The organism is Pseudoalteromonas sp. SCSIO 43201, assembly GCF_023716725.1.
Taxonomy (GTDB): Bacteria; Pseudomonadota; Gammaproteobacteria; order Enterobacterales; family Alteromonadaceae; genus Pseudoalteromonas; species Pseudoalteromonas peptidolytica.
The window spans coordinates 843339-867247 of record NZ_CP072683.1 but is presented as its reverse complement, the minus strand read 5'-3'; the positions used below and the strand labels follow the sequence as shown (position 1 = coordinate 867247).

22 protein-coding genes are annotated in these 23909 nt (G+C 42.6%); 12 read left to right on the top strand and 10 right to left on the bottom strand.

Going from position 1 to position 23909, the window contains the following annotated elements; all coding sequences use genetic code 11:
• Positions 1-44 precede the first annotated feature (44 nt).
• From gshB to J8Z24_RS03655, 4 genes are all read left to right on the top strand, one after another.
• Positions 45-1004 carry a glutathione synthase gene (gshB, locus tag J8Z24_RS03670; protein ID WP_147388788.1) on the top strand — a complete coding sequence of 320 codons (960 nt, stop codon included), beginning with the start codon at positions 45-47 and terminating at the stop codon, positions 1002-1004.
• A 19-nt stretch (positions 1005-1023) separates the two neighbouring features.
• Positions 1024-1581 (top strand): YqgE/AlgH family protein, encoded by a 558-nt coding sequence (locus tag J8Z24_RS03665; RefSeq protein WP_176033494.1) that lies wholly within the window; start codon positions 1024-1026, stop codon positions 1579-1581.
• Positions 1582-1615: 34 nt separating this feature from the next.
• The gene (gene ruvX, locus J8Z24_RS03660) at positions 1616-2065 is read left to right on the top strand and encodes a Holliday junction resolvase RuvX (RefSeq protein ID WP_252095278.1); all 450 of its coding nucleotides are present in this window, start codon (positions 1616-1618) and stop codon (positions 2063-2065) included.
• A gap of 464 nt (positions 2066-2529) precedes the next feature.
• The gene (locus J8Z24_RS03655) at positions 2530-3567 is read left to right on the top strand and encodes an alpha/beta hydrolase family protein (RefSeq protein WP_176033495.1); all 1038 of its coding nucleotides are present in this window, start codon (positions 2530-2532) and stop codon (positions 3565-3567) included.
• Between the two features lie 21 nt (positions 3568-3588).
• Here J8Z24_RS03655 and J8Z24_RS03650 read toward each other — a convergent pair whose 3' ends face one another.
• Genes J8Z24_RS03650 through J8Z24_RS03640 form a run of 3 tightly spaced genes read right to left on the bottom strand, consistent with a single transcriptional unit; the run spans position 3589 to position 6624 of the window.
• Positions 3589-4464 (bottom strand): hypothetical protein, encoded by an 876-nt coding sequence (locus tag J8Z24_RS03650; RefSeq protein WP_252095277.1) that lies wholly within the window; start codon positions 4462-4464, stop codon positions 3589-3591.
• Positions 4442-5563, bottom strand: coding sequence for a PilT/PilU family type 4a pilus ATPase (locus J8Z24_RS03645; RefSeq protein WP_125250543.1), 1122 nt, complete (start codon positions 5561-5563; stop codon positions 4442-4444). Before J8Z24_RS03645 ends, J8Z24_RS03650 begins: the two co-directional genes overlap by 23 nt.
• Before the next feature lie 14 nt (positions 5564-5577).
• Positions 5578-6624, bottom strand: coding sequence for a type IV pilus twitching motility protein PilT (locus J8Z24_RS03640; RefSeq protein ID WP_125250544.1), 1047 nt, complete (start codon positions 6622-6624; stop codon positions 5578-5580).
• A gap of 30 nt (positions 6625-6654) precedes the next feature.
• Here J8Z24_RS03640 and J8Z24_RS03635 point away from each other — a divergent pair, with 30 nt between their 5' ends.
• The 7 genes from J8Z24_RS03635 to J8Z24_RS03605 all read left to right on the top strand — a co-directional run bounded on the left by J8Z24_RS03635 (position 6655) and on the right by J8Z24_RS03605 (position 12808).
• Positions 6655-7338 carry a YggS family pyridoxal phosphate-dependent enzyme gene (locus J8Z24_RS03635; protein WP_176033497.1) on the top strand — a complete coding sequence of 228 codons (684 nt, stop codon included), beginning with the start codon at positions 6655-6657 and terminating at the stop codon, positions 7336-7338.
• A 13-nt stretch (positions 7339-7351) separates the two neighbouring features.
• A complete protein-coding gene (gene proC, locus J8Z24_RS03630) occupies positions 7352-8173 on the top strand; it encodes a pyrroline-5-carboxylate reductase (protein WP_125250546.1) in 822 nt (273 codons plus the stop codon).
• Between the two features lie 10 nt (positions 8174-8183).
• Positions 8184-8717 (top strand): YggT family protein, encoded by a 534-nt coding sequence (locus tag J8Z24_RS03625; protein ID WP_125250547.1) that lies wholly within the window; start codon positions 8184-8186, stop codon positions 8715-8717.
• Between the two features lie 9 nt (positions 8718-8726).
• Complete coding sequence (locus J8Z24_RS03620; protein ID WP_128730909.1) at positions 8727-9161, top strand: DUF4426 domain-containing protein; 435 nt, start codon at positions 8727-8729, stop codon at positions 9159-9161.
• Between the two features lie 5 nt (positions 9162-9166).
• Entirely contained in the window at positions 9167-9760 is a 594-nt protein-coding gene (locus J8Z24_RS03615) for an XTP/dITP diphosphatase (RefSeq protein ID WP_125250549.1), read from the top strand.
• Positions 9757-10893: a radical SAM family heme chaperone HemW gene (hemW, locus tag J8Z24_RS03610; protein ID WP_176033499.1), complete on the top strand. Its 1137-nt coding sequence runs from the start codon at positions 9757-9759 to the stop codon at positions 10891-10893. Before J8Z24_RS03615 ends, hemW begins: the two co-directional genes overlap by 4 nt.
• 82 nt (positions 10894-10975) lie before the next feature.
• Entirely contained in the window at positions 10976-12808 is a 1833-nt protein-coding gene (locus J8Z24_RS03605) for a DUF885 domain-containing protein (RefSeq protein WP_125250551.1), read from the top strand.
• 263 nt (positions 12809-13071) lie between these two features.
• Here the strand turns inward: J8Z24_RS03605 and J8Z24_RS03600 are convergent, their stop codons facing one another.
• The 7 genes from J8Z24_RS03600 to J8Z24_RS03570 form a co-directional block, all read right to left on the bottom strand.
• The gene (locus J8Z24_RS03600) at positions 13072-14877 is read right to left on the bottom strand and encodes a sensor histidine kinase (RefSeq protein ID WP_252095276.1); all 1806 of its coding nucleotides are present in this window, start codon (positions 14875-14877) and stop codon (positions 13072-13074) included.
• Between the two features lie 147 nt (positions 14878-15024).
• A complete protein-coding gene (locus J8Z24_RS03595; protein ID WP_252095275.1) occupies positions 15025-16401 on the bottom strand; it encodes a diguanylate cyclase in 1377 nt (458 codons plus the stop codon).
• Positions 16402-16767: 366 nt separating this feature from the next.
• Positions 16768-17685 (bottom strand): glycosyltransferase family 2 protein, encoded by a 918-nt coding sequence (locus J8Z24_RS03590; protein ID WP_176033501.1) that lies wholly within the window; start codon positions 17683-17685, stop codon positions 16768-16770.
• Positions 17642-18781: a polysaccharide pyruvyl transferase family protein gene (locus tag J8Z24_RS03585; protein WP_176033502.1), complete on the bottom strand. Its 1140-nt coding sequence runs from the start codon at positions 18779-18781 to the stop codon at positions 17642-17644. The genes J8Z24_RS03590 and J8Z24_RS03585 overlap by 44 nt, the downstream gene beginning before the upstream one ends.
• Positions 18782-19074: 293 nt before the next feature.
• Positions 19075-19761 carry a sugar transferase gene (locus tag J8Z24_RS03580; RefSeq protein WP_125250555.1) on the bottom strand — a complete coding sequence of 229 codons (687 nt, stop codon included), beginning with the start codon at positions 19759-19761 and terminating at the stop codon, positions 19075-19077.
• Positions 19762-19763: 2 nt separating this feature from the next.
• Positions 19764-21005: a WecB/TagA/CpsF family glycosyltransferase gene (locus J8Z24_RS03575; protein WP_252095274.1), complete on the bottom strand. Its 1242-nt coding sequence runs from the start codon at positions 21003-21005 to the stop codon at positions 19764-19766.
• A 186-nt stretch (positions 21006-21191) separates the two neighbouring features.
• Positions 21192-21926 (bottom strand): hypothetical protein, encoded by a 735-nt coding sequence (locus J8Z24_RS03570; protein WP_147388775.1) that lies wholly within the window; start codon positions 21924-21926, stop codon positions 21192-21194.
• Positions 21927-22274: 348 nt separating this feature from the next.
• Between J8Z24_RS03570 and J8Z24_RS03565 the strand changes: the two genes are divergently transcribed.
• Complete coding sequence (locus J8Z24_RS03565; protein ID WP_252095273.1) at positions 22275-23906, top strand: LruC domain-containing protein; 1632 nt, start codon at positions 22275-22277, stop codon at positions 23904-23906.
• Positions 23907-23909: the final 3 nt, after the last annotated feature.

Genomic DNA, 23909 nt, shown 5'->3' with positions numbered 1-23909 from the left:
CCCCCATATCATGGTTACATTCAGCAAGTTCAATGGAAGTATTTATGACAATTAAGTTAGGGATCATTTCTGATCCAATCAGTGGCTTTAACATTAAAAAAGACACGGGATTCGCAATGATGCTGGCGGCACAGCAACGCGGTTATGAATTGTATTATATGGAAATGAATGATCTGTTTTTATACCAAGGAGTTGCCAAAGCAACTGCCGCCAAAGCACAGGTCTTTGATAATACTTCTCACTGGTATGAGCTTGCTGAAAAACAAGAAATCGATTTGGGCGATCTTGATGTAATATTAATGCGTAAGGATCCTCCTTTCGATACAGAATATATTTATGCCACCTATATTTTAGAACGTGCAGAACTTGCCGGTGCGCTCGTTGTAAACAAACCCCAGAGCCTCCGTGATGCCAATGAAAAGCTATTTACAGCATGGTTTAGCGAGCACACACCAGACACCCTTGTCACCCGTGACCAATCTCAAATTCGTGCATTTTTAGCCAAGCATGGTGACATTATCTTAAAACCTTTGGATGGCATGGGTGGCGCTTCGATTTTCAGGGTTCGACAAGACGACGCTAACATTGGGGTGATCTGCGAAACGCTCACCGAGCACGGCTCACGATACGCAATGGCGCAAAATTATATTCCAGCAATTAAAGATGGCGATAAAAGAGTTTTGGTGGTTGATGGTGAAGTGATGCCATATTGCCTTGCGCGTATCCCTCAAGGGGGCGAGACCAGAGGTAATTTAGCCGCGGGCGGTCGCGGTGAAGCTAGACCAATTAACGAATCAGATCGTAAAATTGCCGAAGCCGTTGCCCCGACGCTAAAAGAGAAAGGTTTAATTTTCGTTGGGCTTGATATCATCGGCGACAAGCTCACCGAAATTAATGTGACTGCCCCAACCTGTGTTAAAGAAATTGAAGCCGCGTACGATATTTCAATTATGGATAAGTTTTATGATGCGATCGAGCGAAAACTCGACCATACTGAAAGTTAATCATTGAGGGGGTCTGATTATGAAATCACTCGCTAATCACTTTTTAATAGCAATGCCTAGCATGGATGACCCTTTTTTCAATCACACAGTCACTTATCTGTGTGAGCACAACGAAGACGGCGCTATGGGGCTGGTTGTTAACCACCCTATTGACGTCACGGTTGGAGAATTACTCGACCAAATCGATATTGATAACGACAAGTCGAGTCAAACATCAAAAGTAAAGATTTATGCTGGGGGGCCTGTCCATACCGACAGAGGTTTCGTGCTACACACGCCGAAGTTGGGCTATGCTTCTAGCCAAGAACTTAGCTCTGATATTATGATCACCACCTCAAAAGACGTACTGGCCTCGCTCACCTCCCCACAATCGCCAGAGGGCTTTATCATCACACTTGGTTATGCCGGGTGGGTTCAAGGCCAATTGGAAAAAGAATTGAAAGCAAACACTTGGTTAGTGGTTGAGGCTAACCCTGAGATCATTTTTAATACACCGCCTGAAAAGCGTTGGGAAAAAGCCGTACAAATGCTCGGCATTGACGTCGCGCAGTTAAGCTCACAAGCCGGCCACGCATAACCGCTTTACGCAAAAACTAACATACGAAGTATTCATGGAAAATAAAAAAGATAAGGTCGAAAAAGGCAAGCGCAGTGTGATTGGCTTTGACTTTGGCACTAAAAGTATCGGACTTGCTATCGGCCAAGAACTTACAGCCACAGCCTCGAGTTTAGGCGCAGTTAAAGCGAATGATGGTATTCCAAATTGGGATGATATCGCCGCGTATATAAATGAGTGGCAACCTGATTTGCTTGTTGTTGGTTTGCCACTCAACATGGATGGCACCACTCAGGATTTAACCTTTCGTGCGAAAAAGTTTGCTAATCGACTCCATAATCACTTCCGCCTACCGGTTGAAACGCAAGATGAACGCCTGACCACAGCGGACGCAAGGGCTAGACTGTTTGAACAAGGTGGTTACAAAAACCTCGCAAAAGGCAAGATCGATGGCATGTCTGCGTGTATTATTCTCGAAAGTTACTTTGAAGCAATGTGGGAATAACCCCCATACTCTGTAATCTTAAGATTAGATTTCACTTCAAGGTGATAGTAATTACCCTACGCTCAAGAAGGCGTCTGTGCGCCAATAACTAGCCTGTTGCAAACAAATTTCACGCAGTAGTGACACAGAACAACAGGCTCATAAATACATAATAGTGTTTTCAGGTTCGGTTAAAAAGCATTCACACCCCGTTCATTGGCTTGTCTACCAAAAGGCATCACAATTTGACGACAAATGACAGTTTTTCACAACTCATATCCGTATAGTTTATACCAATTTGACTTAATACTTGCTCAATTTGAAGGAGTAAATCTGACGCTAACAGTGTTAAAAATTTCTCATTTAGAACAACTAAATAGCAAAATTTTTGCCTAGTTATCGACAAGATTTTCTCGCCTCAAAATAGACCACTTAATTAAGCAACTTGGTATTAACTCCCTCAGTTCATTAAGGAAAAACTAGCAATGGTGAAGTTTAAATGGTGTGAAATATTGCTGACACTTTGTCTGCTTTGCATGCTATCGGCATGTAATGGCAAATCAAATAAAAGCGCTTACCCATATTCAATACACGTCTTTCACTCCCAGGACAATCAGTTAACAGGGCGACTTTATCTACCAGATGGTCATACAGACTCTGATCCAATCGTTATTCTCGTACATGGTGACGGTGCGATGGATAGCACCGCAAACGGATTTTATTTACCTATAATTCAATCATTGCTCAGCGAAAACATCGCAGCTTTTTCGTGGGATAAACCTGGCATAGGACAGTCTCAAGGGCACTGGCTGACACAATCAATGACGCAAAGAGCAGCTGAAGTAAAAGACGTAATTAGCTACCTGAAGCGTAATGGCTATGAATATAACCCAATCCATCTATTGGGTTTTAGTCAAGCCAGTTGGGTTTTTGCTCACTTATATGACGAACCGAATATTGACTCGATGATCTTGGTCGGTGGTGCCGCAAACTGGTTGGCACAAAGCCAGTACAGCATGTGGATACGCTTACTTGAAGAGGAAAAAATCGATGCTAATGATATGCAAGCCATCGCTAAGATCAAAGAATTGAGCCAACAAGAGTATCACCTTATCAAAACAGGCTACGACCACTACCTTTCATCGCCATTACACCAACACCCTTTTATGTCTGATCCCATCGCCGATGAAGCACGATTTAACTTTATTCGTAATAATATTGATGCCGATGTCCATGAGGGCTTTAGTCAGCTCACAGTGCCTATGCTTGCTATTTTCGGCGATAGCGATACCCATGTCGATATTGAACACAGTCAATTAGCATTCGCCACTGCCTATGCAAGTTCTATATCATCCAAAGCAAGATTAGTACAAGTTACTATTCCTAATGCAAGTCACAGTTTACTCAAGCCAGAACTTCCGTTTGATGCGTTATTTTCAATTGAAAAGCAACATTTTGCTCCAGATGCCATTGAGACGATAGTGAACTGGCTAACAAGACAACATCCAGGTGACGCACAATAAATAAAATGCTAAACATACCCGTTATTGTGGATTAACAACTTGGTAGTCATCTAGGTTGGGAATAAAACCTGCCTGCTTGTATGCCTTTGTAATTCGGCCTTGTTGGCGTAACATCGTTAGGCCTTTTTGTAACGCTGCAAGTGCTCGCTCGCCTTCAGGGTGAAGCCTAGACACCGCATAATGTCGGCTATCATTTAGTAATACAATCAAGTGTTTGTTTGCCACTAATTCCACCTCTGATAACGTAAAGCGATTATCCAGATTTGGCAGCAGTGGCATTAACATGAAATCAACCCAGCCCTTGCTCACCATACGCGCTTGAGAGATCCATTCAGGTTCAGCAAATACCTTTTTTAGTGAAAGCGAATGCAAGGTTTGCCAATCAGTGTGCCACTTTGGACTGGAAACTGCGGTTAACTTACTCAATCCCGTTGCATCTTTAAGTTGCTCTACAGCGCGGTTACTTGGCGCATGGAAGATCCCTGCATAATATTGTCCTTTTTTGATAACTGGCGCACTGATAAAGAGCAGGTGCGCTTTGGCAGTTAAATCTGCTTGCCAATAACTATCAAAATGAAGGAGCTGCTCTCCTTTCTCAAGTAGGTTTGATTCTCTAAAGCTCACAAAACCAGGAGTAAATTGCAACTGGAGATTGAACCCACCTATCTTTAATGCCTGAAGTGCGATAACCATATCTATCACATCACGGCGTAAATACCCTTCATTGAAATCAGTGATTGTCGTAACGTCTCGATCGCCAACAAAGTCTTCGTAGGCTGTGAGTACATCATCACGAATGAATACATTAATCGCTTCACCGGCATATAACGTGCTGGTGAAGCACATTAAGCTACTAAAAATAGCGCTACGGTATTTAGCTTTTAGGATCCAAGCCATCAACCGTCACTCCCTGTAAGAAGCCTGCACCTTTTTGATCGTTGTTTTGAAGCTTAATCATCAAACGCAAATCATTTGGTGAGTCAGCATGGTGCAGCGCGTCTGCATAGTTGATACGCTGTTGCTTGTACAGTTCAAACAGCGCTTGGTCGAAGGTTTGCATTCCCATTTCTTTTGACTTTGCCATGGCTTCTTTAATAGAACCAATATCGCCCTTTTTAATTAGCTCAGAAACAAGGGGAGAGTTCAGCAACACCTCAATTGCAGCTTCTCTTCCTTCCCCTTTTGACGAGGGGACTAGCTGCTGCGCTACAATAGCGCGCAAGTTGAGTGCCAAGTCATATTTGAGCTTGTCGTGCTTTTCCTTAGGCACTAGGTGCATTATGCGATCAATCGCTTGGTTAGCATTGTTAGCATGTAGCGTCGCAACGCACAGATGACCCGTTTCCGCAAAGCTAAGCGCATATTCCATGGTTTCTTGTGAACGGATCTCACCAATTAAAATGACATCAGGAGCTTGGCGCAGTGAACTTTTTAGTGCTGATTCAAAGCTATCCGTGTCAATTCCGACCTCTCGCTGAGTGATAATACTTTTTTGGTGTTGATGCACAAACTCTATGGGATCTTCAATCGTTAAGATATGCCCTCGTTGGTTACGATTGCGATAGCCCAACAATGCTGCCAGCGAGGTAGATTTACCGGTTCCAGTGCCTCCAACAAATAGCACCAAGCCACGCTTTGACATAATGACATCAGTTAACACCGAAGGTAAGCCCAACTCATTGACGTCAGGGATAGCAGTAACGATACGCCTCAACACCATTCCCGCACAATCTCGTTGCCAAAATGCAGAAACACGAAAGCGACCAATCTCATTAGCGATTGCAAAGTTACATTCTTTGGCGTTGAAAAACTCTTGCTTTTGTTTCTCGCTCATTATCGAGGTAACAAGGTTTAGTGATTGCTCAGCATCAAGCTTTTCTTCACTTAGCGCCCTCAGCTCGCCATCAATCTTAGCACTCACAGCAAGGCCTGCTGAGACAAAGAGATCAGACGCTTGCTGATCTGCCATAGTTTGTAAAAATGGTTCTATATTCATTACCACACCACTGTTTAATAGCCGCCGCTAAACTGGTTTTTATCATGAGCCTTAGCACGAGCATCTTGCTGAGTGATCAAGCCTCTATTTAACAAATTCGTTAAACATTGATCCATGGTTTGCATGCCGTGCATTGCCCCTGTTTGAATTGCCGAATACATTTGCGCAATTTTATCTTCTCGAATAAGGTTACGAATAGCGGGGATCCCAAGCATAATTTCATGTGCAGCTATTCGCCCTCCTCCTACTTTTTTCACTAGTGTTTGTGAAATAACTGCTTGCAGCGACTCTGAAAGCATAGAGCGCACCATGTCTTTTTCCTCTCCAGGAAAAACGTCAACAATACGGTCAATCGTCTTTGGAGCAGAGGTTGTGTGCAAAGTACCAAACACTAAATGGCCGGTTTCTGCTGCGGTTAAAGCTAGACGGATAGTTTCTAAATCACGCAATTCACCAACTAAAATAACATCTGGGTCTTCACGCAGTGCGCTTCTCAGCGCCGCATTAAAGCTATGTGTATCACGATGTACTTCGCGCTGATTAATCAAGCTTTGTTTATTGTGATGAACAAACTCTATCGGATCTTCAATAGTAAGAATGTGATGATGTTTGTTGTTATTGATGTAATCCACCATTGCAGCTAAGGTGGTGGATTTACCCGAGCCTGTAGGGCCTGTCACCAGTACTAGCCCACGCGGTGTATCCGATATTTTGGTGAAAATATCTGGCGCACCCAGTTCATCTAAACTTAAGACCTGATTTGGTATAGTACGAAATACCGCAGCGGGTCCACGATTTGAATTAAAGGCGTTAACACGAAAGCGCGCTAAATTCGGCACTTCAAATGAGAAGTCAACTTCGAGGTTTTGCTCATAGTCACGACGTTGATTATCATTCATAATATCGTAGATGAGGCTGCTAACGTCTTTTGCTTCAAGCGGCGGGATATTAACCCGACGCACGTCCCCATCAACGCGGATCATAGGGGAAACACTAGACGAAAGGTGTAAGTCAGATGCTTTGTGTTGCACACTAAAAGCCAATAATTCTGTAATATCCATTTATAACTCCAAAATGAGCACAAGTACTATATGGTTACAATAGCAGAACGCTTAGATAACGCCTATGGCAGGATTGAAAAAGCCAAGCAAAACTGTCAATTCAGCGAAACAGTAAAGTTACTCGCAGTATCTAAAACTAAACCAATTGCTGACATCGAAGCGGCGATTGCCGCAGGCCAGACTCAGTTCGGAGAGTCTTATGTACAAGAAGCCGTTGACAAAGTCGTACACTTTAAAGACAACAAAGCGCTTGAGTGGCACTTTATTGGCCCTATTCAGTCAAACAAGTCGAGATTGATTGCTGAGAATTTCCACTGGGTGCAAAGCGTGGATAGAGAAAAAATTGCACGGCGTTTAAATGAACAAAGACCAAATAACCTCAAGCCGCTTAACGTACTGCTGCAAGTAAACATCAGCGGTGATGATAAAAAGTCAGGCTGCCATCCGGACGACGTTGAATCACTCGCCCTTTTTATTCATCAATGTCGTCAATTAGAGCTGCGCGGCTTAATGACAATTACCGAACAAACCAATGATAAACAAAAGCAATTGCAATATTTCCAGCAAATGCGCGCTTGCTTTGATAGACTAAAGCACCAATATCCACAGTTAGATACCTTATCGATGGGAATGAGTGGTGATTTAGAAACTGCCATTACAGCAGGTTCCACTATGGTTCGCATTGGTACTGATATTTTTGGCAAACGACAGTGAGGTGAATAATATAATGTCAAACAAGACAATTGCATTTATAGGAACAGGCAACATGAGCTATGCCATTATCGGTGGCATGATCAAAAGTGGCTTTGACGCCCAGTCAATTATCGCCACCAACCGTAATGCAGAGAAACTTGCCAACGTCGCAGCACAATTATCGGTAAGAACAACGCAGAACAACTTAGAGGCTGTCGCTGCTGCTGACGTCATAGTGTTGTCCGTCAAGCCACAAATGATGGCCGACCTATGTCAGACCTTTCAAGATGCAGATATTGATATTAGTAGTAAGCTATTTATTTCTGTAGCCGCAGGTATCACAGTTGCGCGCTTAAGAGAGATGCTAGGACAGCCAGTAAAAATGGTACGTTGTATGCCAAATACTCCTTCATTGTTAGGTAGAGGTGTATCTGGCTTGTATGGCGTTGACATCAGCGATGAAGAGAAAAGTTATGTCGAACAAGTATTTTCATCTACAGGCATTGCGCTTTGGCTTGATGAAGAGTCAAAAATCAATGATGTGATTGCCGTAACTGGATCGTCGCCAGCTTACTTTTTCTTATTTATGGAAGCCATAGAAGAAAAAGCAATTGCACTTGGCTTTAGTCGTGAAGAAGCGAGAAAATTAGTTCAACAAACCGCGCTTGGCGCTGCTGAAATGGCACTTTCTCAGCCTGATATTAGTATTGCCCAATTACGTGCTAACGTCACTTCAAAAGGTGGTACAACACATGCGGCTGTTGAGCATTTAAAAGCGCAACAATTACCAAAAACCGTAGCAGACGCGATGGATGCTTGTATCGCGCGCGCTGAAGCAATGGAACAAGAAATTTAAAAGGTGACCAATGAATGCCATGCAATTTTTAGTTGGGATCGTATTTGATCTGTTTTTAATGGTCGTATTACTACGATTTTGGCTGCAACTTGTAAGAGCGGATTTTTATAACCCGCTTAGCCAAGCCGTGGTTAAGGCAACCTCTTTTGCAGTCAACCCACTGCGTAAAATTATCCCCGGCGTTGGTGGATTAGATCTCGCTTCCTTAGTACTGGCATTCATTGTTGGCTTTGCCAAAATGGCGGCTCTGATGACATTGTTTGGTGGTTACTTCGATGCGCTCGGTGCATTGGTTGGGGGTGCGATTACCGTCTTAAAAGAAGCGTTTAGCCTAGTTTTTTGGATTCTAATAATTCGCGCAATCTTAAGCTGGGTAGCGCAAGGTTACAACCCGGTCGCTGCAGTATTTGAACAATTAACAGAGCCAATGCTAAGACCTATCCGTAAAGTTATTCCACCTTTAGGTGGGTTAGACTTATCTATTTTGGTGCTTATCATTGGGATGCAGTTTTTACAAATTCTGATGATGGACTTGTTAAGATAGGAGCGAGAAATGAGAAAACTGATTGCTGCTTTTATTATACTACTTTCCCCTTTTGTTTATGCCAGTGAACAGCAAGGTGGCCAATTTAAAGACTTAGGACCTTGGGAAGTGCACTACATCGCTTTTCCATCCACATTTGTGCAGCCCAACATTGCTAAAGCATATAATTTAACTCGAAGTGGCAACAAAGCGATTGTAAATATTTCTGTTTTGGCAGATAAACCCGGTAAGCCTGCAATTAAAGCAAAGGTTACGGGTAGTGCTAAAAACTTACTGGGCAAAGTTGTTCCGTTAAATTTTAAAGAGGTCGTTGAAGGTGAAGCGGTCTATTATCTTGCTCAATTAGACTATGACGATGAAGATATTTTTCGTTTTAATGTCGAAATAACCAAAGATAAGCAAACACGCAAGCTTACGTTCTCACAAAAGTTTTATGAAGAGTAGAAAATATGGCAAATAAAGTGGTTCTTGCCACAGGTAACCAAGGTAAAGTCAATGAGCTTAGCGCGATGTTAAGCCAATACAATATTGAAGTGTTACCTCAAAGTAACTTTGACGTCCCTGAAGTAGCAGAAACTGGCACTACCTTTGTAGAAAATGCCATCATCAAAGCGCGTCACGCAGCTAAAATTTCAGGTTTACCAGCAATTGCGGATGACTCAGGACTTGAAGTAGATGCCCTCAACGGTGCTCCTGGTGTTTACTCGGCGCGTTTCGCAGGCATTGATGCCAGTGATCAACATAATATCGACCATTTACTGGCCGAGCTTGGTGAGCAAACGCAGCGCAGTGCGCGCTTTTGGTGTGTGCTGGTCTACATGCGACATGCTGATGATCCAACACCTATTATCTGCCAAGCGAGCTGGGAAGGTGAAATCACTCAAACCCAACAAGGCAGAGAAGGGTTTGGTTACGACCCTATCTTTAAAGTAGGTGGTTTAGACTGCACATCTGCTGAATTAACTAAGGAAGAGAAAAACGCAATTAGCCATAGAGGACAAGCACTTAAACAACTCGTCAGTCACTTTCAAGGCCTCGCGTGAAACTACCTCCATTAAGTCTTTATGTGCACGTACCTTGGTGCGTGCAAAAATGTCCATACTGTGATTTCAACAGTCATGGAAAAAAAGGAGATATTCCAGAAGCGGAATATATTCAACACTTACTTCATGATATTAAAGCAGACCTACATTATGTGCAGGGTCGAAAGCTCAGTAGTATTTTTATTGGCGGTGGTACGCCAAGCCTACTCTCTGGTGAGGCTTATCGCTATTTACTGAGTGAAATAAAAACCCTAATTGGGTTTGAAGACGATATTGAAGTAACACTAGAAGCCAACCCAGGTACAGTCGAAACTGACAAGTTTAAACACTATGTTGCTGCTGGCATTAATCGTATTTCCATTGGTGTACAAAGCTTACAGCAAGATAAATTAACTCAACTTGGTCGTATTCATGGCGAACAAGAAGCGCTCAATGCAGCACAAGAAGCCCATCAAGCGGGCCTAAACAGCTTTAATCTTGATTTAATGCACGGCCTTCCCAATCAATCAGTTGATGATGCAATGGAGGACTTGAAAAAAGCCATAGCAATGTCTCCTCCACATCTTTCTTGGTACCAATTAACAATAGAACCAAATACGCAATTTGCTTCTAAACCTCCTGTCTTACCTGAAGACGAAACACTGTGGGAGATCCAAGAGCGCGGCCAGGCTTTGCTTGCAGAGCACGGTTATCAACAATATGAAATTTCGGGGTATGCCAAAACTGAAATGCAATGTCGACACAACCTGAATTATTGGCAGTTTGGCGATTATCTTGGGATCGGTTGTGGTGCGCATGGCAAAATTACATTACCAGAGCAACAGAAAATCCTCAGAACAGTAAAAGTAAAGCACCCTCGTGGCTACATGGATCTGAGCAAGCCTTATTTATACGAGCAGTGGCATGTTGCAAACGATGACAAACCATTTGAGTTTTTTATGAACGTATTTCGCTTGAAAGCACCAGCATCGAAGCAGCAGTTTGTCGAGTACACGGGTCTTCAACTCAGTGCAATTTCCCAGCAAATTAATACTGCTGTAAATAAGGGGCTTCTTGAAGAAACAGCGGATTCATGGCTAGTTACAAATAAAGGCCACCGCTATCTTAACGATCTGCTAGAGTTATTTGTTTAATCAGAACTCAAAATTATGCAGGAGTATTCTTGGCTCCTGTATGAAAACCGCCTTTAGGCAAAATATAATAAAAGGGTATAAAATGCGTAAACTAACCATTTTAGCAGCAGCGGTAAGCGTCGCGCTTCTTGCTGGCTGTCAACAAACCACACACTCTCAAGCGCCAGCGCAACATGCTGAGCAACAAATCGTGCAAAGTGAAGTTGAAAAAGCCAATGCGCTTTTTGAAGCATCTTTTATGCGTGGCGTTATGCGCAGTCCAATTTACCAAACTTATATGGGTATCAAACAGGACTATGACAAGTGGGATGACAGTAGTGAAGCTCGCCAGCTTGAAAACCTCGAATTAACAAAGCAGGACCTAGCCGCTCTGAAAGCCATTGATCGCAGCAAGTTAGACGCAAATACGCAAGTTAGCTATGACTTATTCAAGCAAAGCCTAGAAAATACCATTGCAGACTTCAAATGGCGTCATCACTCTTACCCAGTAAATCAAATGTTTGGTACACACTCGATGGTGCCAGCGTTTTTGATCAACCAACACCAAATCGCTGATGTTAAAGATGCAAAAGCGTACATCTCACGTTTGAATGGCGTGCCAGCCGTGTTTGATCAGCTAATTGTTGATTTAAAAGCGCGCGCAGACAAAGGTATTATTGCACCAAAGTTTGTATTTCCTCACGTTATTGAATCAAGTGAAAACATCATCAAAGGCGCACCATTTGGCTCAGGTGATGATTCAACCTTATTGGCAGATTTTAAGCGTAAAATTGCTAAGCTTGAAATTACGGAAACAGAAAAGTCAGCATTAATTAGCGAAGCCACCGCAGCGTTAACTAGCTCAGTAAAACCTGCCTATAACAAGCTAATCGGTTATCTACATAAACTGGAGAAAAAAGCAGATAATCGCGATGGTGCATGGAAATTCCCTGACGGTGAAAAGTTTTATAATAATGCTCTGGCGCGAACCACAACAACAGCATTAAGTGCAGAAGAAATTCATAATATCGGTTTAGCGGAAGTGGCTCGAATTCATGACGAAATGCGCGCTATTAAAGATAAAGTTGGTTTTAAAGGTGATTTACAAGCCTTTATGGAGTTCATGAAAACCGACAAGCAATTTTATCTTCCAAATACAGAAGCTGGCAAAGCGCAATATTTAGCAGAAGCAAAAGCGATGATCGATAATATGAAATCACGCCTAGATGAGCTATTTATCGTGAAACCAAAAGCTGACATGATAGTGAAGCGTGTAGAAGCATTCCGCGAAAAGTCAGCGGGTAAAGCGTTCTATCAGCAACCAGCACCAGACGGCTCTCGCCCAGGTATTTACTACGCTAACTTATACGATATGGAGGCCATGCCAACCTACCAAATGGAAGCCCTAGCTTACCACGAAGGTATTCCTGGTCACCATATGCAGATAGCTATCGCGCAAGAGCTGGAAGATATGCCTAAGTTCCGTAAGTTTGGTGGCTATACTGCGTATATTGAAGGCTGGGGTCTATACTCTGAACTTGTACCTAAAGAAATGGGATTGTATGAAGACCCATATTCTGATTTTGGTCGTTTAGCGATGGAATTATGGCGTGCTTGTCGCTTAGTAGTAGATACCGGTATTCATGCTATGAAATGGACACGTCAAGAAGGCATCGATTACTATGTAAACAACACACCAAATGCGAAATCAGATGCTGTGAAGATGGTTGAGCGTCATATTGTCATGCCATCACAAGCGACCGCATACAAAGTTGGGATGTTGAAGATTTTGGAACTTCGTGAAGCGGCGAGAAAAGAACTAGGTGACAAGTTTGATATTCGAGAATTCCACGATGTTGTACTTAAAAATGGCCCAGTGCCACTTAACGTACTTGAATCATTTGTTGATGGCTGGGTAGCGAGCAAACAAGACTAACACTCGCAAGCCGCCTTCAACATAAGGCCAGCAAGATAAAGCTGGCCTTTTTGGTTGTGCTTGTTTTTCATGCCAATCAATACATATACCAATTAGCCTTTATACTTGCTCAATTTGAAGGAGTAAATCTGATACTAGCTGCATTAAAAGTTTCTTATTTAGAACAAAAAACAATCTAAACCAATTAATGATTAACGCCTTTTTCCAACCAGTTTCAACATTAGCTAGGTTGATTTCACCTCACAATAGAAAGCTGAATTAAGCTAATTGGTATCATTCAAGAAAAATTCGGTTCCACTTAGAATAATGTGTAAGCATGCGCCACCATGTGCGGGGCTCTGCATTTTGATCTCCCCTTTGAGCTTTTGAGTTACTAAATTATACACAATGCTTAGGCCCAGTCCCGTGCCACCAGAAAAGCGCTTAGAAGTTACAAACGGCTCAAAAATTACTGGTAAAAGCGCTTTATCTATCCCCGCTCCATCATCTTTAAAATAAAAATGAAGATAATCGTTTATCACCACGGTTGACACCACAATGTTGAGTTTTTGACCGGCTACCTTGGCATGCTTAATACAATTATTGATGCAATATCCAACAACTTGACTGAATACAGAGGGGTAGCTATTCAAGACTAAATTTTCCGGAATTTCTATTTCGACAGAGTAATCATCTCGATCCATCTCTGACTGATAACAGTCAAATACGCTTTGTACTAAGTGATTCAGGTTGAAGCGACTTTGCTCCTCATATTCACGGTTCACAGCCACTAACTTAAAGTCATCCACAAGCGAAGCGGTACGATGCAAGTTATTTTCTAAAAGATACAGAGCAGCTTCAGCTTCAGTAATTAGGGTTGTCAGTGTCTGACGTTGCAGTTTGCCAAGCTCAAGCTGTGACTTAAGCGTCGCAACTTGTTCTTTTAAATGTGATTGACTGGTTATGGCCACGCCCAGCGGCGTATTTAATTCATGGGCAAAACCACTGACCATATTACCTAAACTCGCCATTTTCGCTTCTTCTATAAGTCGCTGCTGTGCTGCGCTGAGGCGTGCTAATAAGGTTTCTATAAACGACAATAAATCGTCTAGGTGATGTGCGATTTGCGCAATCTCATCGTTTCCCTCTATTCCAACCCGAAGACTAAAATCTTCAAGTTTGGCTACTTTTACGAGCACTTTATTAATAGCCAAAATATGGCGCGTCACCTTACTGTTTTGGTAATTGAGTAGAATCAGCACCGCAAGATTCATTAATATAATGAGCGTGAGACCATACACGATAATATTCTCTTTTCGCTCCTGTGCCAGCGTTTGTGTTCTTACTGCAACCAGTTCAAACTGACTTCTTAGCTTTTGTTTTTCAGTTAGTAATTCAGCTCTCACCCCTTGTGCGCTGTGAAGTCCTAATTTCTGTAATGCAGAAACGTAGTGGTTAAACCCCGTAACATAGCGTTGTAGCAAGTTTTTAACTTCAACATCTGATTGGTTTTGCTCAAGTAAATGCTGTGTTTCTTGAACCAACTGCTCGTGCATTTGTAAGTAGCTCAGATCCGCTCTTAACAAAAAGTCTTTTTCGCGACGCCGCAACTCTAGTACGGCAATTTCTAATTTTGCTGTCGTTTGCCCAGACACTCTAGCCTGCAATGCGTGGGCACTGCGCCTAAATTCACCATAAATGCCAGAGTTCTCATCATAGCCAAGTTGCTCGTAGAGCTGGGTCAATTCTTCTTTTTTGGTAAAATATGACTTAGAGACTGTATCTAGCTGTAATAGTAACGGCAATAACTGCTGCTCGTGTGACAGTGAATTAAGTAGGTTGCTAAAACTATCTTGGTAGCTGTATTTAAGTTGGGGTAGCGCCGAGGCTGGTTCTTTCTTTCCACGCTGATGTAGTAACTCCGCATTATCCATTGCCCGTTGTAACGCCTTTTGCACATCACCAAGCTCTGTGGTTAGCCGCGCACTGAGATGCACTTCGTAATACAAAAACCAACTCGTGCAAATAATCACAAGAGCCGATGCCAACGCTGCGACTTTAAAAAATAATACAGACTGTTTTAGCTGCACAACACAACTCCTATCCGCGTTTTCTATAAGCTTAGTACAGTTCAAACGTGCTTTAATGACCCCTATCGCACTTTTGTACAAATAGGGATTAATATTGGCCGAGTTGAAAAAATGGGTAGTAATACCAATTCGGTCTAAATAGCTACGCTAATCAATTTCTAAAGCATTGTGATTTTGTTGTCGAAACACACTTTTATCGTAATACATATTATGGTCGGCTCGCGCCATTAACTCTGAAACACTCGTATTACCAGCTTGAGGGAAAGCATGTCCGATGCTCACTGAAATTGCTATCAAGTGCCTATCGACTTGAAAAGGATGCTGCTGGATTTGCTGCTTTATATGTTGAACTATAGAATTTACTTGCTCTTCTTCTGAGACACGATGAACAATAATGATAAACTCATCTCCTCCAAACCGAGCAATAAAGTCATACACCCTTACTGAGCTCCTCAATATCGACGACACATGCAGCAACAATTTATCACCAACCTCATGACCGAATTTATCATTTACTAGCTTAAAATCATTTAAATCCAAATTGAGCAGTGCAAATGATGGTGGCTCTGTTCTTCCAAGTAATGAGCTCAGTTGACGGATAGCATGACGACGATTAGGTAATTTTGTGAGCTCGTCTTGCAACGAAGCCGTACGTGCAAGATAGTAAGCGCGATAAAGGATCAGTAAAGATAAAAAAAGTACGAGTGCTATCACATGAACAAAAAGCCGTACTTGATTTTCAGATTTTGAATAAGTGCTCGGATCAATTTGGTAATCAGCAACAAGTTGCCACTGACCTGATGGCAAACTGATCGGAATCGTAACGTCTGGTGCGCCGAACAGCGCACTATCTCCAAAAAACACAGCTCCGTTTTGCCCTTGACCATCCCGTCCACGCAAAGCCACTTTCGCGTCATCAAGTGCCAATATCCCGCTAGAATCAAGTAACTTCTGATAGTCTAGTACAACGCTGATAGCCCCCCAATACTCTGTGTTTACCGGGTAATCAGAAAAGACCGGAAACCGAGCGATAAGTGCCTCTCCCCCTTGAACTAATTGTAACGGTCCGGCAATAAATACGCGCTTTGAAGTTCGAGCTAACTCAACGGTACGAAACTGCTCGGGGCGAGTTCGAAAATCAAATCCAATTGCAGCGCGATTTCCCTCAGCAGGATACACATGACTGATAATATTATTTGGCGCTAGACCGACATGACGAATTAACCTCGATTCATCTACCACTTTTGCAGCTACAAGAGACCAATGTTCAATAGCAAAGTCCGAATCAATCGTCACAAATGTAGCTAAGCTCTCAGCCAAGTATGTATCCATAAAGATTGCATTTTCTATTTTGGCTCGAACTAGGGCAATATTTGAGCGCACGACTTCTTTTCTCTCGCTTATCTCCTGCACGACAATCGAGTGGGCAATATGCTTTGCGGCATAAAATGTAAGCCCCCAAAATACCGAGCTAAATAAAAGTAATAGCGCTATGGTTGGTTTTTCTATCGTTATTCTTATCACCGTACTTTACTCATGACCGCTTAATGAGGTTAATGTCGCCAGCTCAAAACTAAACAGTTGTCCTATGCTCTTCACTTAACATGCTACACATCCACCGCATATGCGAGATCATGACTATGTAAAAAGCGTATTTTTTGATGCCACTTGCAATCACGCCAGACACATTTTGAACTGCAATTTACTAATATGACCGAGTATACTGAGATATTATTACCAAAAGTATGTGCTTAAATCACTGTAAACTAAAACTTAGTATCGCAACAACTGGCTTTATTGAAGCATAGGCAAAGATAAGAAAATAGCGAGTTTTACGCCAAAAAGGGACAAATCAATGACTCTGTTTTGGCGTAGTAAAACTATTCTTAATTATCGGCTAAGTAATGACATAGGCTTTGCTATCAAACTATAAAGCCCCCAATGTAATGCCCTGCTCTTTGCTGCAGGGTGAGCCAACAGACCAAGTGCGGCTCGATAGCTTCGATGTTTAATGTTACGCTTGGCCAAATCACACAAATGTGCGCCTATATACTTTTTCGCCATGCTGGCGGTGCGATCGGCTACTTTGCCTAGTGTAATCTCTGTCATCAAACGCTCAGCAAAGGGGCAAATGGTGCTTGGGGGAGCTTTATCACAGGCACTGTCAGCAATACCTATATAATAAAAACTTTCGATTGCAGGTGTGTACGCGATGGTTGAATTCAATGCAACTTGCACATACAAACTTTGGTCTTCTCCCATCCACTCCCCTTCAGGAAAACCACCGACTTTCAGAAAAGTCTGTTTATCTAACACAATGCTTGAAGCGGTAAATGGCAAATCACCATTGGCAGCAATTTCAAAATAGTTATCCATTTGATAACCATCAGGGTTCCAGTGCGTTAACGCAATTTTTGCATCAAGATAGTCACACTCTCCTCTCACTTTTTGGTAGCGGCTAGCATAAAGCCCTGCGTTAGGAAAGCGCTGGACAAGTTGAGCTATTTTCGCAAGAAAGAAGGGGGACCAGGTATCATCTGCGTCCAAAAATGCAATATAACGACTTGATGCCTGTCTTACCCCGTTGTTTCTCGCACTTGAAACGCCTTGGTTTGGTTGCTGGATCAGCTTTAGGTTATCCAAGTCCAATGCTCGTACTTTGTCTACACTATCATCTGTTGAGCCATCATCGACTACGATAATTTCAGCTGCGGGATGCTTTTGCGCCATAACACTTGTTAACGCACGCTCAATACAGCCGCTTTTATTGTATAGGGGAATAATGACGGAGAATTGTATTTTGCTCATGGCTCTCGCTCCAATTAGAAATTGATAAAGAAATTGCTTGATGTAGAGGAAACTTCGGCTGTATGAAGCCATATCTCAGCCCGTGGGTAATTCGATTATGTATCTCAGCAACACTAAACTCATTGGCATCAAAACGATTGTCAGTACTCGTTGCTGTTTGCATACACCACTGTGCACATTTATTATGATATTCAAGGCTAAGATAAGGTGTTTGCATCATGTAAGCATAAACCAGCGCATGTAAGCGCATCCCTATCAGGGCTTTGAACATGGAGATACATTTAAGTGTCGCTAATGGGTTGGCAACATAACTTATGCGCTGGACTTCCACCCAACTGGGCAGCGCAGCTATAATTTTGTCGTGAACTAACCTATCGCTTATCAGCGGCTGGTCATTCAGCTCAATCAAATAGATTTTCTCTCGTGTGGCTTCCCAAGTTGCCGTGATCAGTTTAGCAGCTTTGTTGATACGGTTGGCTTCTGCTTGCTCATTAACATCACCAAATGGTGTGGTCACTTTTGGACAAAAATTAAAAGCGATGCCTTGGCGCTCAACCGGGTTTAGCCTATCAGCGAAGTAATGTAGTAAAGACGGAGCTAGGTCAAATGTATGCCTAATATTGGCATGTGGCGCTAGTAAAGTCGCAATCTCATAGCTTTGCTTGTCTCTGACAGTGACAAGTCCACACTCATTCAAAAACTTCTTACACTGTCTCTCAGCATTGATATCACTAAAACCTTCAATCCCTACACCTAGCGCCATTGAATTTTTAGCGCCGGCAAGTGCTATCATATGACGCTTCTGCGCGATATCGCGACAGCTGTGTAGCACCGACCCGCCACCAAATATCACCGCTTTTGAGTGTAGCGATCTGTGATAATGTTTAAGCCGTTGATGACCGCGAAATACTACGTCAGTTTGGCCTATACATCCTGACTCTCGTACTATGGGATTATTGATTGGGGCATTCACCGCAATCGAAGCGCTGCCAAGAAATGTCTTAGCACCTAGCATTGTTGCTTGCATGAGGGCATCGTCACCGCTGTTTCTCATGCCGTAGTACCCGACTAGATACGCGTCCAAATTTTTCATCATGCTAATTCCACCGATTCAAGAAGATAACTTGGTACTGCAGTTAGCATGCCAAAATTTAAGATGTTGATTTTAAAGAATTATATTGCATTTCACTTGGCGTTATTCGCAGATTGCATTGCATATTATTAAAATGAAAACAGGGCCACCGAGATAACCGGTCGCCCTGTTTAGGTGATGTTTTATTTGACGAGCAGTATGTAGTCTAAGCTGAGGCAGATGAAACGCTTTACTGTCGGCTCGAATACTGCTGCTGTGATACACAGACTACCAGTGTCAATAGTCTCGGTTACGCACTAGTATGCACCGCGAGCTCCTAATACACATGGAACTGTTTTGCATATAATTTTAATATCCTGAACCATACTCTGGTTATCTATATACTGCTTATCCAACATAACTTGCTGCTCGAAAGTAGTGTCAGCGCGCCCAGTTACCTGCCAGAGACCTGTAAGCCCTTGTTCACAGTTTAAACGCGTAAGCTCTCTCACTTGATAAGCACTTACTTCTTTTTCTAGCGCTGGTCGTGGACCTATTAGCAGCATGTCCCCACATACAACATTGAATAACTGTGGTAATTCATCAATCGAGTACTTACGAATAAAACGCCCTACTCGCGTGATCCTAGGATCATTATGAAATTTTGCACATACGCCATCACGGTTACTTTGGCTTGGATCTGGCGCTTTGAATTTCGGGTCATCCGCCATATACATAGAACGGAACTTATACATAGTGAAGCGACGACCGAGTTTACCCACTCTCACTTGCTTGTACACACATGGTCCTTGGCTTTCTAGTTTAATCAGCAACATCACGAGTAAAAGTAATGGTGAGATAAATAGCATACCGAGTCCAGCTATTGCTCTTTGTAGCATGACAGGGATACCGTGGTGACGACCGTCGCGCACTGAGGTTGAGTCGGGCGCGGTTGCAGTTTGAGTAAATGCCATATTGGTTGATAACTTTTTGATAGTAGTCATGATTAAAGCCCTCTCAATGCCTGATTCAGAATATAAACACGGAATAAAAATATCGGATTTCCAATAACGTAGCGGTGAAACTTAGCTTTAGGCTGTTGTATTAATCGCCAAACCCACTCAAGTCCTAGCTCACGCAGCCAAAGTGGTGCTCTTGGAACATCACCGGAAAAGAAGTCAAATAATCCACCAACCGCTAGCGCACAGCAGGCTTCAAGCTTATGTTTGTTGCTATCTAACCATATCTCTTGACGAGGGGAGCCTAATGCCACCAGCACGATATCAGCTTTACTTTGGTTGATTTGCGCAATGACAGCTTCATCGTCGTCAAAGTAGCCATGGTGTGACCCTGCGATCCGCAAATTGGGATATGTTTGACGTAGGGACTGCGCCGCTTTTTCAGCAACACCGGGTTTTGCACCAAGTAAAAATACTGATTTTCCAGACGCTTCCATGCGTTCGCAAAGTTGCGGGAGCATATCTGTACCATTGCAATTATCAGCTAGTTGCACTCCAACTTTTCTTACAGCTAAGCGCATACCCGAGCCGTCGATAAAATTACGGTTGCTGCTTTTCAACGCTGAGCGTAACGCAGAGTTTTCAGCCGCAAGGTTGATAGAATTCGCATTGATAAAAAACGCGGTACGACAAGTTTGCGATGCCGTGCTGTCAAGTACCCAAGAAACCGCCTCTTCCATCTGACAATTACTGAATGACAGACCAAAAACGGGACGCGACGTGTGGTCAAGTGTCTTGCCTGAATAAAGCAGTCGGCAGATGAGAATCTTAAACACCATGACAAGGTCGGCCAAGACGCTCTGTTGTACCTGCTTATTAAGCAGTGCCTGTGGGTCTTCGGCCTTTAATCCGGTAAGACTATGAAGCTGTAGATAATCAAATAATCCTGATTTGCTACACGGCGAGCGGAAGTTATCTACTTTTGGGATAGAAACATTGTCTCTCACCAGCGGGTTTCCCACGAACTCAATGTCTCCTTTGATGACATTAAATAATGCAGCGCTATCAGCAAATATGCCTTTACTCCACTGGTACAACTCTACCCTACATCCACTTATGTCCATCCAAGATCTTTTCTTTATCGGTGCACAAAAGAATAAAACCGCTATGACCACATTAACGGCATATAGAGGCATAAGGAGTACCAGTAGCAAAGAAGCTATCATCACCGCGAATATGCGTGTGCTTTTTGAACTAGAGACTTGAGTTTCAAAATCTAAGACTTTCATAATCCACCTCAGTGTGGTTTGCTTTGTCTTAGTTTTGCGATTACCGTGCCAAACCTATAACTCACTGTTTATAAATAAAAATAGATAAATATCAGAGTAAATTTGTTGCAAAATGCAAAAGCAATTCCGAATTAAAAAATGAAATTAAAAAACAAATACCAGATAACAAAAGAGGCCTATAGGGCCTCAGGAAAAGTGTTTGTACTCGGAAATGACACGATGGAATAATATCGGAATGCGTTCTTTTACCGTTTTTAATTTAAGCGGCATTTCTGACTTATTATTTAAATTGCAGTGGAGCAGTAGCTTTGAAAGCTTAAATATTAATTTGTGAAATAATCGGTCGACTACTGAATTTTTCATCGGTCCGTAATTATAATGTCTAATATAGTCTGAACACTGTGGGCTTTTAGTGTTATTCCATTTTTCGTTTAATAGCTCAAGTCCATCACAATTTTTCGCAAAGTGAATGACATGACCATTTTCTCCCCACCCTACTGACTCAATATCGACAACAGGCTCAGTGATAGCGTTGATAATACTATCGAGCCACAACAACGCTTCGGGACAGGCCTTCATTAACATCACCCCTGAGTTTAGCCTGCCGCTATAACCATTTGCCATAAACAAAAACTTATCAGGCTTAATAACACTCGATAGGTTGGGGCAAGAGTCTTGAATGTAAGCGTCGGCATCGACAAACAACACATAATCATAGCCAGCCGACAGCGCTGAGCGTAATAGATACAGCTTTAACCAGCAGCACTCCGCACCAAGATTTGTCACCCAAGGCTTTGTGATCACAGTGTAGTCGTACCCCATGCGCTCAGCGTAACGCCGCTGGCTTGCAAGATGGCGGCGGTATCGAATTTGATAACCATTCAAGGCTATGCTGAATATTAGTATGTTGTCGTTTGTCATAGATCACCTCCAAGGTGATATAAGGGTATGCAAATACCACTCCAGCTGCCAATAACAAACCTTTCGAACAAAACAAAATACAGTAACAAACTGATTTAAAATACTTTTATTATTTCTGACTTCAAACAAACTCAATAACTAGAGTCGCAATACAGAAAGCTAATTGACACTCTTCATGACTTTCTAATCTTTTTCACCATTGTGCAAACCACACTGCGCTGCAAAATGCGAAAAATTCAAATTACAAGTACACCAAAAGACGTAAAACATTAATAAGTATAAGCTTTTTATTTTGGCATGATAACTGCGTTGTGAGTCGTATCTCCATTCATGCCCACGGAGGCAATTATGAAAAATAGGTCTTTATTACCGCAGTCGTTGGTTGTTGCAAGCACACTATGCGTGAGCACAGCATCTCTTTCAGTAGAGCAGCAAGGCGGTAACTACGTATGGCAATTCAACTCTGGCCAATCTTGGCCACTAGGCTATAACCAAAACACCGGAAAGCCTGATCAACTTACCTACAACCGCGGGGAATACACGCCAGAATTTTTTCAGCGGATCGCCAATGCACTCCCTGAAAGTCGAGTAAACGAGGCTTTTATCACTGGCGACCAAGGTTCAACAATCCACCTATCTGAGGATGCAGAAGTATTTATCACATTCATTCACGAAGGCGCTGGTTACAAAAACTCATTCGGCTACTTTACGTTTGACCCAGAGAATCCACCACAGTCACCGGAAGAAGTGCAAGAAACCATCGTCTTTCCCAACCTCAGCTATCCACATTTAACCAATGGACACCGGGTAAGTATTGGTGAGTTTCCTGCCGGTACTAGTATTGGCTTTTTTATCGCTGCTAATGGCTTTTGGTATTACACTGGAGTTAAACCATTCAGGGTTCCCTACTACTACTCCTTATCTAACTTAAATCCAGAAGCTGATGAGTCTCTCAAGCAGCACTGTGTGTTACTCTATGACGAGGAGCAGGATGAAGTCGTAATAGGCTTTGAAGACTTACCAAGAACATGGGGTGACAACGACTTTAACGACGCTCTGTTCAGTGTGAAAAGCTCTCCCGCTAGTGCTATTGCTGCCACAAATCTAAACCCCATGCCGGAGTCGAACGACAGTGATGCAGATGGCGTGCCTGATGACCAAGATGAATTTCCAAACGATTATGATCGTGTATCCAGCCAGTATTTCCCATCAGAATCGGGTATAGCAACTTTCGCATTTGAAGATAATTGGCCAAATCGCGGCGATCATGACCTCAACGATTTAGTGGTTAAACAGCAGATCCGTATAACTTATGATGCTGACAATCAAGTTAGCGGCTTTATTTTAAATGGCTTTATAACAGCCAGAGGGGCAGCTAACAATAACGGATTTGGATTGAGGTTGATGGATTCAGAGCCAGGTTTAATTGGAGAAGCAAGTATCCAAATAGATGGGCAAACTTATGAAAAACGCGCAGAAGAATATCAATCAAATGCAGTTATTACACTTTGGCGCAATACTCATGTGTTTACGACAACTGGACAATCAGGCAGTTGCTCCCACTTTAACACGGTCATGAGCTGTGACAACTTCAGCCCAGTACCATTTACACTAGATGTAAAGTTCGACTACAGCATTTCCGCTTTGGCCTTGGCAGACTTCGACTTTTTCTTATATCGCAGTTGGGATCGCTCGTGGGAAGTACATATGGCTGATTATCCACCAACTGACTTATTTGACGATAGTCGACTTGGTAGAAAAGATGATACGTCAGATGCTGCCATTGGTCGCTACTTTAGAACAGCTGAAAACCTATCTTGGGGATTAATGATCAGTGAAGACTGGAATTACCCAAGAGAATATATTGATGTTGTTTGGGCTTATCCAGACTATGAGCAGTGGGTCGAGAGTAATGGTGAACAGGCACAAGATTGGTATCTCACCAACGAAAGAACAACACATACGTATAGTGAACAGTAATCG